Source organism: Bacteroides gallinaceum (assembly GCF_030373775.1).
In the GTDB taxonomy this organism is placed as follows: domain Bacteria; phylum Bacteroidota; class Bacteroidia; order Bacteroidales; family Bacteroidaceae; genus Phocaeicola; species Phocaeicola excrementipullorum.
In genome coordinates, this window is sequence record NZ_JAUDEN010000021.1 from 16,297 (window position 1) to 29,647 (window position 13,351).

Here is a 13,351-nt window from a genome sequence, read left to right on the forward strand (position 1 = left end):
TTAGTTTTCCGTTCTTTGGTTCAGAGCATTCCTTCGGCCGAAAGGTAACGTTCGGCCTCGATGGCGGCCTTGCATCCGCTTCCTGCTGCTGTAACGGCCTGGCGGTAGTGCGGGTCGGCCACGTCGCCGGCTGCAAAAACGCCCGGAACGCCGGTGCGCGGAGTGCCCGGTTCTGTAATGATGTATCCGGTTTCATCAGTCTTTACCCACGGCTTGAAGATGTCCGAATTGGGCTTGTGGCCGATGGCGAGGAAGAATCCGTCGATGGCTACGTCGTAGCGTTCTTCGTCGGGCTGTCCCATGCGTTTCACCACATGCATTCCCTCCACGCCGTTGTCGCCGTAAAGCCCTACGGCATTGTGTTCGAAGAGTACGGTGATGTTCGGATGGTTCATCACCCGTTCCTGCATGATCTTGGACGCGCGCAGATAGGGCTTGCGCACCACCACGTACACCTTGCTGGCAAGTCCGGCCAGATAGACAGCCTCTTCGCAGGCAGTATCCCCTCCGCCCACGACAGCTACCGTTTTTTTGCGGTAGAAGAATCCGTCGCAGGTGGCGCAGGCGCTGACTCCCATGCCGGCGTATTTCTTCTCGTCTTCCAGTCCGAGGTATTTGGCTGTGGCGCCGGTCGAGATGATAACCGTGTCGGCCGTGATTTCTTTTTCCTCATCTATAATAAAGGTATAGGGAGCTTTGCTGAGGTCGGCCTTTGTGACGATTCCTCGCCGGATGTCTGCTCCGAAACGTTCGGCCTGTTTGCGCAGGTCGTCCATCAGCACAGGACCGGTTACACCTTCCGGATAACCCGGGAAATTCTCCACTTCGGTTGTGGTGGTCAGCTGCCCTCCGGGCTGAAGACCTTCGTACATGACGGGAGCGATGTTTGCACGTCCCGCATAGATTGCTGCTGTATATCCGGCAGGTCCCGAACCGATAATCAAGCATTTTACATGTTCTGTTGCCATAATTCGTTTGAATGTTTAATGTTGATGTTCTTTTCCGTATGGAAAATTATGACAAAAATAGGTCTTTTTTTGCTTTAGGATGTAATAATTTGCGTATTTTGTTCAGGAGGGAGGCGAGATTTGTTGTTTTTCCTTCCTTTTTCTTTGTGTTTCTGATAGACGGGATTGTTTTCCGGAGCAGACGGGAAGGCCGGTTTTCGTGACAGATTCTGTATCTCTAGCCTGGAAATGTATATCTCCTGCCTGAAGATGCACATCTCTAGCTTGAGGATGTCTGTCTTCAGGCTGGAGATGAAGAATGTTTCGGAACATTCCGGCCTTTTCCGTGTTTGGCATCCGGTTTCTCCGGTGCGGCTTGCCGGGGCCTGTGCCTCGTGCGGGAATCGCACAAAGTGGCTGCCGCATGTTGCATAAATCAAAAAATGATGCTAACTTTGTCGGTCAATAAAATTAAAAAAACCAACATTTATAAAATAATATGTTCAGAAGTCATACTTGCGGCGAGTTGCGACTTGCCGATGCAGGCAAAAACGTGACGCTGGCCGGATGGGTGCAGCGTTCGCGTAAAATGGGAGGGATGACCTTTGTGGATCTCCGCGACCGTTACGGCATCACCCAACTTGTTTTCAATGCGGAAGTGAATGCCGAACTTTGTGAACGCGCCAATCACCTGGGCCGTGAATTTGTGATTCAGGCAAAAGGGACTGTAAGCGAACGTTCAAGCAAGAATGCCAATATTCCTACCGGGGAAATCGAAATCATCGTTTCGGAACTGAATGTGCTGAATGCCGCTCAGACTCCTCCGTTCACTATCGAAGACAATACGGACGGCGGAGATGACCTGCGCATGAAGTACCGTTATCTGGACTTGCGGCGTACGGCAGTGCGCAAGAACCTGGAACTCCGCCACCGCATGACGATGGAGGTTCGCCGTTATCTCGACAGCAAAGGCTTTCTTGAAGTGGAAACCCCGATGCTTATCGGGTCGACTCCCGAAGGCGCCCGCGACTTTGTCGTTCCTTCGCGCATGAATCCGGGGCAGTTCTATGCGCTGCCGCAATCTCCGCAGACGCTCAAGCAGCTGCTGATGGTTTCGGGCTTCGACCGCTATTTCCAGATCGTGAAATGTTTCCGCGACGAGGATCTCCGCGCCGACCGCCAGCCGGAGTTTACCCAGATTGACTGCGAAATGAGCTTTGTTGAACAGGAAGACATTATCCAGACGTTCGAAGGCATGGCCAAGCATCTTTTCAAGGAACTGCGCGGCGTTGAGCTTTCAGAGCCTTTCCAGCGGATGCCGTGGGCGGACGCGATGAAATATTACGGAAGCGACAAGCCCGACCTGCGTTTCGGCATGAAGTTCGTGGAACTGATGGATGTGCTGAAGGGCTACGGCTTCTCAGTGTTTGACAATGCTGCCTATATCGGAGGTATCTGTGCGGAAGGCGCGGCACACTATACGCGCAAGCAGCTTGACCATCTGACCGATTTCGTCAAGCGGCCGCAGATCGGCGCGAAGGGCATGGTCTATGCACGTATCGAGGCTGACGGCACGGTTAAGTCAAGCGTCGACAAGTTCTACAGCCAGGATGTGCTTCAGCAGATGAAGGAAGCCTTCGGCGCGAAGCCGGGCGACCTGATTCTCATCCTTAGCGGCGACGATGCGATGAAGACGCGCAAGCAGTTGTGCGAGCTGCGTCTGGAAATGGGCAACCAGCTGGGACTGCGCGACAAGAACAAGTTTGCCTGCCTGTGGGTTGTTGACTTCCCGATGTTTGAATGGAGCGAAGAGGAAGGCCGCCTGATGGCCATGCATCATCCGTTCACTCATCCGAAGGATGAAGACATTCCTTTGCTGGATACAAATCCGGCTGCCGTGCGTGCAGACGCATACGATATGGTTGTGAACGGCGTAGAAGTGGGAGGCGGCTCTATCCGTATCCACGACTCCGCGCTTCAGGAAAAGATGTTCGAGATTCTGGGATTCACGCCGGAAAAGGCCCGCGAGCAGTTCGGCTTCCTGATGAATGCCTTCAAGTTCGGTGCTCCTCCTCACGGAGGTCTGGCATACGGCCTTGACCGTTGGGTTTCTCTGTTTGCAGGCCTTGACTCGATCCGTGACTGCATCGCATTCCCGAAGAACAACTCGGGCCGCGACGTGATGCTGGATGCTCCGGGTTATCTCGACCAGAAACAGTTGGATGAGCTGCACCTGAAAGTGGATATTGAAGAATAATCAGAAACCGAAACACCGGATGAAAGAATCTGTGCGTATTTTCCGCTTTGCAATGGTGGGCACCCTCAATGCTTTGATCACGGCCCTGGTCGTATGGTTGCTGATGCACATTGAGGGAGAGAGCTACATTACCGCCAACATCATTGCATATGTCATAGCGCAGATCCATAATTTTATCTGGTGCAAATACTGGATATTTCCTTTGGAGTCCGGCGACAAAAAAAATAGCATCTGGCATCAGATGCTATTTTTTGCCGGAGCTTTCCTGCTGGCCTACAGCGCGCAGTTCTTGTTTCTTCTCATGCTTGTCGAGCTGCTGCATTGCAATGAATACCTGGCGCAGTTTCTCGGCCTCTTCATCTACGGTGCAGTCAACTTCATGACCAACAAGCACGTTACGTTCCGTTAGGCCATTTCAATGAGGTGCTGTTCTTCGATGTAGTTCAGTTCCTTTTCCAGAATCACCTGACGTGTCAGATCCGGATTGTCGGTGCGGAACACCAGTATTCCTTTGCCCGACAGCAGGAATGAATAGAGATAAGAAATCCCTATGCCGGCTTCACTGAAGCTGCGTATGGCGTCGGCGGCCCGTCCCGGACGGTTGTCGAGCATGATGGCGAACACGTCAGACAGATTCGCGGATATTCCTGCCTGTCTGAGCGTTTCGTAAGCCCGCATCGGTTCAGAACAGATGATGCGGTAAATTCCATATTCCACCGTGTCCGAGATGGTGGAGGCGATCAGCTGGATTTTCGCTTCCTTAAGCAGCTCGAGCACTCGCAGAAGTGTTCCGGACTTGTTCTCTATAAATACAGACAATTGATGTACGGTCATAGGTATCATTCTTTTTGAGATTATGCTTAGATTAATGTTTTTCGCAGGTCTTTCACGCGGACGGCTTTTCCTTCCTGTTTGGGCAGGCTGCCCTTAGGGATGAGCTTGACTCTCGGAGTGATGAGAATCTCGTCTTTCAGTTGCCGGGTGATTTCTTTTGTCAGGTTCTGCAAGAATGCATAGTCGTCGGTAAAGTCGTTGAGCTCAACCTCTACCGTCATCTCGTCATTCGCTTCAAGATTGGTGAGGGTAATCAGATACTCATTGCCCAGTTCCTTAAACTGCATGAGGATGTTCTCAATCTGTATCGGGAAAATGTTTACCCCCTTCAGAATCATCATGTCGTCGCTTCTTCCTTTCATGCGGTCGAGGCGCTTGTGGTGTCTTCCGCACGGGCAGTCGCCGGGCAGTATGCGTGTGAGGTCGCGCGTTCTGTATCTGAGCAGCGGCATGGCCTCCCTGTTGATCGTTGTCAGAACCAGTTCGCCCACTTCTCCTTCCAGTACGGGCTCCAGTGTGTTCGGATCCACGATTTCCACGATATAATAATCTTCCCATATATGCAGTCCGTTCTGCTCCGGACATTCGAAAGCCACTCCCGGTCCGCACATCTCAGACATGCCGAACGAATTGTAGGCTTTCACTCCCAGCATTTCTTCGATGCGCTTGCGCTGCTTGTCGGAGTGAGGTTCGGCTCCGATTATCAGCGTATGCAGCCTGGTATCTCTGCGAGGATCTATTCCCATCTCTTCCATCACTTCGTAAAGCCTTCCTGCGTAGCTGGGAATAGCGTGCAGGGCAGTTGTGCCGAAATCGGTAATGAATTTGATCTGCCGTTTGGTGTTTCCGGCAGCAGCAGGGACAGTCAGCATACCCAAACGCTCGGCTCCGTACTGAAATCCGAGTCCTCCTGTAAACATGCCGTATCCTGACGAGTTCTGGAAGATGTCCCCCTTGCGCAGACCTACCATATAGAGGCAGCGCGCCACAGCGTTGGCCCATTCGTCGAGGTCGTGCTGCGTATGCAGGATGACCGTCGGTGTTCCGGTTGTTCCGCTTGACGAATGCAGGCGCACGACATTCTCCAGCGGCACGGCTGAAAGTCCGAAGGGATAATGATCGCGCAAGTCTTGTTTGGTGGTGAAGGGGATTTTCTGCAGGTCGTCCAATGACCGGATATCTTCCGGTTTCAGTCCTGCTTCATCAAAGCGTTGTTTATAGAAGGGAGAATGTATGCAGCGGCGGATTGTTTGCTGCAATCTCTCCAGTTGAAGCTTCTCTATCTCCGGGCGGGACATGGTTTCCAGCTCCGGATGCAAATACATCTGTTCGTTTTTCATGGGTTCTGCGGTAAAATTGTCTGTGTCGGATACAGCCGTTTTTCCATTGCTGCATCCGACCAGAATCATTTGTCATTTATATTGTTGTTCTAGCTGCAAATATAGAAATAATTAAGATAGAGCCAACAAAAACTTTCAAATATTTACCGGATGCGGATTTTCGCTTTTAAAATGACCGCAGGGTCAGTCAAACGAACCGTAGCGTGTCGGCAGCAGTTTCCGATCTCCCAATGTGTTGTCTATGCGCGCCACATTGATCCAGAATTTGTTTTCGCGTACATCTTCTGTCGGATAAGCAGCCTTTTCGCGGCTGTACATGTGCTGCCATTTGTTTCCCACCACTTCATATTCCGGATGCGGGGCATTGAGAAGCACATTGTCTTCTTTTGATGCGTCGCCATTCTTGATTTCTTCTATTTCATCCCAAATGGTCAGCATAGCGTTTACGAAGCGGTCCAGTTCGGCCAGGCTTTCGCTTTCTGTGGGTTCGATCATCAGCGTTCCATGTACGGGGAATGACAGGGTAGGGGCATGGTAGCCGAAATCCATCAGACGCTTGGATATGTCATTTTCTGATATTCCGCTTTCTTCGTGGATTTTTCTGCATTCAAGAATCATTTCGTGTCCTACAAAGCCTTTGCTTCCGCGGTAAACGATGCCGTAGGTGTCTTTAAGGCAGGCGGCCAGATAGTTTGCGTTAAGTATTGCTGCTTCTGTTGCATGCCGCAGCCCTTCTTCGCCCATCATGCAGATATATGCATAGGTAATCGGAAGAATGCCGGCGCTTCCATAAGGAGCAGCCGAAACTTCGTTCTGTTCATTCCCGAAAGACACGTGTCCCGGAAGGAATGGCAGCAGATGTTCTGAAACGCAGACGGGACCGACGCCCGGGCCTCCTCCTCCGTGCGGACTGGCAAATGTCTTGTGGAGGTTCAGATGGCACAAATCAGCGCCGATAGTGGCAGGGTTGGTCAGTCCGACTTGTGCATTCATGTTTGCTCCGTCCATGTATACCTGCGCCCCGCAGCGGTGAATGATCCGGCAGATTTCAGCGATGTCTTCTTCAAAAATGCCATGGGTCGACGGATAAGTGATCATCAGTGCGGCCAGATTCTCTTTGTTGGCTTCCGCTTTTGCCTTCAGGTCTTCGATGTCGACATTGCCGTGCTCGTCGCAGGCACAGGTCAGCGGTTCGTAGCCTGCCTGGACCGCTGATGCCGGATTGGTTCCATGAGCCGATGCCGGAATAAGCACCAGATGCCGGTGGCCTTCTCCGATGCTTTCGAGATAGCTGCGGATAATCCGCAAACCGGTGTATTCTCCCGCCGCGCCTGAGTTGGGCTGTAAGGTGACGCCGGCGAATCCTGTAATCGTTTCCAGTTGGGCGGAGAGGTTTTTTATCAGAATCTGATAGCCTTCGGCCTGATCTTCCGGAACCAGCGGGTGTATGTTCATCCACGCGGCATTGCTCAGCGGCAGCATTTCGGCGGCAGCGTTCAGCTTCATCGTACACGAACCGAGTGAAATCATGGAATGAGCCAGAGAAATGTCCTTGCGTTCAAGCCGTTTGATGTACCGCATCATTTCCGTTTCGGTGTGGTACTTCTTGAATATGTCGTGCGTAAGGAACGAAGACTGTCTTCGCAGCCCTTCCGGGATAGATGCCGAGTCTGGTATCTCGGCTGCGTCGTGGGTTGACTTTTCTGCTGCAATGCCGAAAACGGTTACGAGGAGGTTCGAGTCGGCCAGAGTGGTCGTTTCATCTATGCTTACGCCTATGTCGCCGTTTCCGAAATAGCGCAGGTTGATGTTTTTGCTTAATGCGATTGTGCGTAGCTTCTGTACGGTGACCTGCTCAGGCAGTCCAATCCGCAGGGTGTCGAAGAATGTTTCATTCTTTATGGCATATCCCAGTCCGGCCAGCTGTGTTGCGAGCCATGAGGCGTTGGCATGAATCTTTCCGGCTATTTCTCTGATGCCCTCCGCTCCGTGGTATACGGCATAGAATCCTGCCATCGTTGCGAGCAGTGCTTGCGCCGTGCAGATATTCGACGTTGCGCGTTCTCTCTTGATATGCTGTTCGCGTGTCTGCAAGGCCATCCGGTAGCAAATGTGGCCGTACTTGTCTTTCGAGAGCCCGATGATTCGTCCCGGCATGTTCCGTTTGTATTCGTCGCGGGTAGCGAAGTACGCAGCCGAAGGTCCGCCATAGAACATGGGTATTCCCAGGCGCTGTGTGCTTCCGTAAACGATGTCGGCGCCCCATTCGCCGGGAGGTGTCAGGAGGGCAAGGGACAAGATGTCGGCTCCTACCGCAACCTTGCAGCCGGCGGCATGTGCCTGCTCTGTAAAGGCACGGTAGTCTTCCACGCTGCCGCTGTTGTTTGGATACTGGATGATGCAGCCGAAAATGTCGGGAGTGAAAGCGGCTGTCTTGTAGCTGCCGATTTTCACGTTAATTCCCTGCGGAACGGCGCGTGTGCGGATAACGGCCAGCACTTGCGGAAAAATTTCTTCGTCGACAAACAGTGTATTGGCATTTGCCTTCTGCTGTGCGCGGCTGCGCAGACCGAACATCATGGTGGCTGCTTCGGCTGCTGCTGTCGCTTCGTCCAGCAATGAACAGTTGGACAGCGGCATAGCTGTCAGATCGCAGACAACGGTCTGGAAGTTCAGCAGCGCTTCCAGGCGGCCTTGAGAGATTTCGGCCTGGTAGGGAGTATAAGAAGTATACCACACCGGGTTTTCAAAGACATTGCGCTGGATTACTGCGGGAGTTACGGTATCATACCACCCGGCACCGATATATGACTTGTATATCTTGTTTTTCGATGCGAGCCAGGCGATGTGTTCGGAGAACTCCCGTTCGGTCATTGCAGGTTCAAGTTTCAGTTTTTCTTTCAGTCGGATGTTTGCAGGGATGGTTTTGTTTACCAGTTCGTCCAATGACTCCACGCCGATTTTTTCCAGCATGACAGCAAGATCCTTTTCGCCTATGCCTATATGTCTGTTGGCAAAAGTTGTTGTTCTCATAACGATTTTATGTTAAGGTTCAGATTTTTCAAGTTCCTGCTATCAGCGGAAGAAAGGATTGTTCATCTTTTCATAGCCGATAGTCGTTTCGTTTCCATGTCCGGGATATACTACGGTATCGTCCGGCAGGACAAAAAGTTTGGTCGCGATGCTTTCTCTCAGGTCGTCAAAGTTTCCTCCTTCCAGGTCTGCGCGTCCGATGCTTCCTTTAAACAGGGTGTCCCCGCTGAAAAGGCAGCGCTCTTTCTTGCAGTAGAAGACCATGCTTCCCGGCGAATGCCCCGGAACGGAAATTGCTTCCAGTTCCGTTTCGCCGAAGCGGATGATTTCTCCGTCGGTGATGCAGTGCCCCAACTGGGCCGGCTCTTCGTTGATAGGGAAGCCGAATGACTTGCAGAATGTCGCAAGTCCTGCGAGCAGGAACTCGTCACGCTGGCTTGCTTCAGGCTTTACGCCGAATTCGCGTGCTGCAAAAGCGTTTCCAAACTGATGGTCGGCATGCAGGTGTGTGTTGAGCAAATGCTTCACCGTGAGTTTGTTTCCCTCAACAAATTCCTTCAGCCGTTGCTGCTCTTCCTTGTAATAGCATCCTGCGTCTATGATGGCAGTTTCACATGATTCGTCGGCCAGCACGTAGCAGTTGACCGGAAACATATTGAATTCAAAGCGTTTGATTTTCATGGCAGTGTCTGTTTTTTAGTTTACAGTGACATAAACCACTTCCTTGGTCTTGAAATACTCTTCGCTGAAGATGTCGCTCAGGGCAATGACTTCCGCCCGGTGCTTGAATGGCGCCACTTCGTGTGTGAGGTCGCCTCCTTTCAGGCAGAACACGCCGTTGGGGAAAGAGTTGCTCTGCTCTTTCCTGATATTTTTCCTCACGATCTTGATCAAATCTCCCAACGGCATTACTGCGCGGCTGACAACAAAGTCAAACTGTTGCTTTTCTTCTTCAGCCCGGCAGTGGCGGGTGGTTACATTCTTCAGGCCGATAGCTTGTGCTACTTCTGTTGCCACTTTCACTTTTTTCCCGATGCTGTCGATGAGATGAAAGTGCGAATCCGGAAACATGATGGCGAGCGGTATTCCAGGGAATCCTCCGCCGGTACCCAAGTCCATAATTTCCGTTCCCGGCCTGAATTTGATCACTTTGGCTATACCCAGCGAATGGAGCACGTGATGTTCGTAAAGGTTCGTGATGTCTTTGCGCGAAATCACGTTGATTTTGCTGTTCCAGTCTGTGTACAAGTCGTAGAGGGCAGCGAACTGCTGCTTCTGTTCGTCGGTAAGTTCCTGAAAATATTTGTTTATCAGTTCCATTGCCTTATTTTTTTATGTTCAGATAAGGTGTTATTTCTTCGTTTGATATTGTCAGCTTGAAGCTTCCCAGATAATAGGGAGCTATTTCGTAGGGATTGTATAGGAATTCGATGCCGTCGGCCTTCAACAGGAAGTTTTCGGGGATGAACACCTCTTCGTCAAGCAGGATGCCGTTGGCATGCAGTCCTTCGACCGAGGTGATGGTGTCCGTTTCCAGGCGTTCGTTGGCAGAGCCGATAATCTTTTCGAGGAGCAGTTTGCAGATGCCTTTCTTGTCCGCTTTTCCGAAAATTTCGTTTTCGCTCACCTGTCTGCCTGTCCGCGCGTTGATGTTCGCCCATTTCGCCCACGTGTTGGGGTGAGCTCCTCCCATATATTGCGAGGTGACCACCTTGTAGTTCCAGATGCTGTCGCGTCCTTTTTCAAGTTCGGAAGTGATCTCAAAGTCATAGTTGTACCACGACGGCATGTCTTCGGGACTGACTCCGTTTTCAAGGTCGGTGCGGTATGATTCGAGCACATCGCGCCTGTAGTCGCTTATCAGATTGTGCGTGATGGTATCTATGAACGTCTGCGGAGCCAGTTTGGCATAGAGGTCGCCGAAATACATCTGCTTCAGCGTGTGGTTGACCGCTTCTGAAACAGTGTCTTTTTCCGAATGAGGGTTCAGGTAGGCAAAGCTGAGCTTGATGTGGCAGTTGGGCGACGCTTTGTCATTGCCCAGCAGATATACGGTCGTATCGGTGATGCAGGCATTCACCGCAGCCTCTCCATAGCCCTGTCCGTCGGTGCATCCTGTAACCAGCATGCCGGCTCCCGTGCAGGCGATAAGAGATGAGAGAACAATTTTGTCTATTTTCATGTCGTTTGATAATTTTGTCTGACATGTGCGGGTCTGCCCCGACATATCAACGTTTTGTCTTACAAATATAGTATAAATCGGGTATTGTAGCTATAAAATGCCACTTCTTTTTTGTTTTCCTTTGTCTTTTGGGTGAAAAATTGTTACTTTGTCTGCATCAATCTTATAAAACGATGGAAACGATCAAATTTGAACGATGGGGAGTGGTCCCTTATGCCGTTGCGTGGGACAGACAGAAATCGCTGTTTGACGGGCTGGTCCGTGCAAAGCAGGAGGGCGCAGCGTATGTCAACCGGATTGTTTTTTGCCAGCATCCTCCCGTATATACTTTGGGAAAGCACGGGAAAGAGCAGAACATGCTGCTCAACCGCGAACAACTTCTTGCCGTGCATGCGGAACTGTTTCATATTGACCGGGGAGGAGATATCACTTTCCATGGACCGGGGCAGCTGGTCTGCTATCCGGTGCTGAATCTGGAAGACTTTCATCTGGGACTGAAGAGCTATCTTCATTTGCTTGAGGAGGCGGTGATCCGTGTGTGCGCTTCGTATGGCGTTTCTGCCGGACGTGCGGAAGGAGCGACGGGCGTGTGGCTGGATGTCGGCTCTCCCCGCGAGCGGAAAATCTGCGCGATGGGAGTGAGGAGCAGCCATTTCGTCACGATGCACGGACTGGCCTTGAACGTGAATACCGACTTGCGGTATTTCGGTTATATCAATCCTTGCGGGTTCATCGATAAAGGGGTGACTTCCTTGGCTCAGGAAACAGGCCGCGAAGTGCCTTTGGAAGAAGTTGAAGCGAGGCTCGAGAACGAGTTGCGCAGCCTTCTGCAGGAAGCGGTGGCTGTGAAGGGGTGAGCCCGGTTTCCGCCTCATTTCCGGGCGGCTGCCATATAAGCCTCTATTTGCCGGCTGATTTCCTGCATCCCTTTTACAGAAGGATGTCCTGCTATTTTGTCGATATCTTGCAGTTCGATGTATTCCACTCCGTAATGCTTGCATATTGTCTTGACGGATTCGTCTATCTCTTCCTTCAGCTCTGTGTTGATCAGAAAATAGATGTCCACATTGATGTACCGTTTGGTCATGTAGTCAAGCATGTAAGCCATTGCCGGGCGGAATTTGTAGAGGTCCTCCTTCTTCCATTTTCCATACTGGTATTCTCCCAGAGGCGATCCGGCCCAGCTGTCGTTTGTTCCTCCGAAGATGAAGATGACATCCGGATCGCCCAGATTGCTCATCCGCGTGATGAACGAGCGGTCGGAGTAGTCTTTCTTGTCATATCCGGTGTTGCAGACGGTAGCCCCCGAATAAGAGTTGTTCATGCAGAGGCGGAGGCCGTTTCCGGAGATGAATTTGTGCCACCATGTAAGCGTGACGTCATTCACGTCATTTCCCTGTTGGGTCGCGTCGAAATACCATGGAACGTTGCCCGCAGGAATATATCCCTCGTATGTAGAGTAAGAGTCGCCGAGGATGGAAACGGATTTCTTGTACTGTGCAAAGCTGTGGCTGCATGCAAGCAATGAAAGAAGGAAGAAGAGGCAAATATTTTTCATGTTTTCTAACGTTTAACTGCCGATAAAGGTACGAATAAAATCCAAGATGCGGAAAGGTATGTCCGTTTTCTTTTCGCCGGCGGCGTTTTTTGTATGAAGGGCAAGCTGCATGCGCTTCAGGAAGGAATACTTGCAGGCAACAGGGCGGTGAGGCAGATGCGAAAGCGCGGAAGCACAGAGCGTTTGTGCGCTGCGCTTCCGCGTTTGCCTGTGCGGCTTTTTCTTGTGGATTTGGGACAGTTACTTTCCGAGCTTGTCGTAAGCCTCGTCGTTGACCGGCTCCAGCCATTCGTTGGAAGTGTTTTCTCCCGGAATCTCAAATGCCAGATGCGCAAACCAGCTGTCGGCTGCCGCGCCATGCCAGTGCTTTACGTTGGCCGGAATGTGGATGACATCGCCCGGGCGCATCTCAACGGCCGGCTTTCCTTCTTCCTGATACCAGCCCCGTCCGGCTACGCATACCAGCATCTGTCCGCCGCCCTTCGTTGCGTGATGAATGTGCCAGTTGTTGCGGCAGCGAGGCTCGAAGGTGACGTTGGAGAACGAAACCTGTTCGGTAGAAACCCGTGCCAGGTAGCTGTTTCCGATGAAGTATTTGGCGAAGGCCGTATTAGGCTCGCCGATGGGGAAAATCATCTCTTTCTGAAAAGCCGCCTTCCCGTTGTCGTCGGCAGACACATCTTCCGCCCACACGTCTTTTGCCATGCGGAATGCAGCCCATGCGTTGGGCCATCCGGCATAAAAGGCGATATGGGTGAGCAGTTCAGAAATTTCGGTCCGCGTCACTCCGTTGCTTTTCGCAAACTGCAAGTGGTGGGTCAGCGAAGAGTCTACGATACCTTTTCCTATCAGTGTGGCCACCGTTATCATGCTGCGGTCGTGCGGGCTCAGCCCTTTGCGGTTCCACACTTCTCCGAAGAGGACATCATCGTTCAGTTCCGCGAACTTTGGGGCGAAGTCGCCCAACTGCACATGTCCTGCGGTCTGTGTAATTTTTTCTTGTGCCATAGTTGCATAAATGTTAAATACTGGAATAGTCAGAACTAAAAATACAAGTTTTTTTGTGTCTGTCCCAAAGATGCGCCATCCGTGGGAGTGATTTTCATGATTGCTGGTCGTATTCATAAATGATTCTGCTTTTATAATTCTGATACAAAAGTAGCGTTTCGGGCTGTATGCAGCCATAACCAAATTACGGAT

The 13,351-nt window shown here is 51.4% G+C and carries 12 protein-coding genes; 3 read left to right on the forward strand and 9 right to left on the reverse strand.

The features are described 5' to 3' along the window. Positions 1-20: 20 nt before the first annotated feature. Positions 21-968: a thioredoxin-disulfide reductase gene (trxB, locus tag QUW60_RS11505; protein ID WP_258338684.1), complete on the reverse strand. Its 948-nt coding sequence runs from the start codon at positions 966-968 to the stop codon at positions 21-23. A 478-nt stretch (positions 969-1,446) separates the two neighbouring features. Here trxB and aspS point away from each other — a divergent pair, with 478 nt between their 5' ends. Together aspS and QUW60_RS11515 are read left to right on the forward strand one after the other, a co-directional pair. Next, the gene (aspS, locus tag QUW60_RS11510; protein ID WP_258338685.1) at positions 1,447-3,204 is read left to right on the forward strand and encodes an aspartate--tRNA ligase; all 1,758 of its coding nucleotides are present in this window, start codon (positions 1,447-1,449) and stop codon (positions 3,202-3,204) included. A 19-nt stretch (positions 3,205-3,223) separates the two neighbouring features. Next, positions 3,224-3,613, forward strand: coding sequence for a GtrA family protein (locus QUW60_RS11515; protein WP_258338686.1), 390 nt, complete (start codon positions 3,224-3,226; stop codon positions 3,611-3,613). Here QUW60_RS11515 and QUW60_RS11520 read toward each other — a convergent pair. The 6 genes from QUW60_RS11520 to QUW60_RS11545 all read right to left on the reverse strand — a co-directional run bounded on the left by QUW60_RS11520 (position 3,610) and on the right by QUW60_RS11545 (position 10,593). Then, positions 3,610-4,038, reverse strand: coding sequence for an amino acid-binding protein (locus tag QUW60_RS11520; protein ID WP_289560645.1), 429 nt, complete (start codon positions 4,036-4,038; stop codon positions 3,610-3,612). The two genes, QUW60_RS11515 and QUW60_RS11520, sit on opposite strands and share 4 nt — an antisense overlap. 26 nt (positions 4,039-4,064) lie before the next feature. Further along, the gene (locus QUW60_RS11525; protein WP_289560669.1) at positions 4,065-5,363 is read right to left on the reverse strand and encodes a phenylacetate--CoA ligase family protein; all 1,299 of its coding nucleotides are present in this window, start codon (positions 5,361-5,363) and stop codon (positions 4,065-4,067) included. Between the two features lie 198 nt (positions 5,364-5,561). After that, positions 5,562-8,411, reverse strand: coding sequence for an aminomethyl-transferring glycine dehydrogenase (gcvP, locus tag QUW60_RS11530; protein WP_289560647.1), 2,850 nt, complete (start codon positions 8,409-8,411; stop codon positions 5,562-5,564). Between the two features lie 42 nt (positions 8,412-8,453). Then, on the reverse strand, positions 8,454-9,092 hold the full coding sequence (locus tag QUW60_RS11535; RefSeq protein ID WP_289560649.1) for an MBL fold metallo-hydrolase: 639 nt from the start codon (positions 9,090-9,092) through the stop codon (positions 8,454-8,456). A 15-nt stretch (positions 9,093-9,107) separates the two neighbouring features. Next, a complete protein-coding gene (gene rsmG / locus QUW60_RS11540; protein ID WP_258338690.1) occupies positions 9,108-9,731 on the reverse strand; it encodes a 16S rRNA (guanine(527)-N(7))-methyltransferase RsmG in 624 nt (207 codons plus the stop codon). A 4-nt stretch (positions 9,732-9,735) separates the two neighbouring features. Next, positions 9,736-10,593, reverse strand: a complete 858-nt coding sequence (locus tag QUW60_RS11545) for an RsiV family protein (protein WP_289560651.1) — start codon at positions 10,591-10,593, stop codon at positions 9,736-9,738. 173 nt (positions 10,594-10,766) lie between these two features. Between QUW60_RS11545 and lipB the strand changes: the two genes are divergently transcribed. Continuing rightward, positions 10,767-11,450, forward strand: coding sequence for a lipoyl(octanoyl) transferase LipB (gene lipB, locus QUW60_RS11550; RefSeq protein WP_289560654.1), 684 nt, complete (start codon positions 10,767-10,769; stop codon positions 11,448-11,450). Positions 11,451-11,464: 14 nt separating this feature from the next. Here lipB and QUW60_RS11555 read toward each other — a convergent pair whose 3' ends face one another. Together QUW60_RS11555 and QUW60_RS11560 are read right to left on the reverse strand one after the other, a co-directional pair. Continuing rightward, positions 11,465-12,151, reverse strand: coding sequence for an SGNH/GDSL hydrolase family protein (locus tag QUW60_RS11555; protein ID WP_258338693.1), 687 nt, complete (start codon positions 12,149-12,151; stop codon positions 11,465-11,467). A 240-nt stretch (positions 12,152-12,391) separates the two neighbouring features. Further along, positions 12,392-13,159 (reverse strand): carboxymuconolactone decarboxylase family protein, encoded by a 768-nt coding sequence (locus tag QUW60_RS11560; protein ID WP_289560657.1) that lies wholly within the window; start codon positions 13,157-13,159, stop codon positions 12,392-12,394. Positions 13,160-13,351 lie beyond the last annotated feature (192 nt).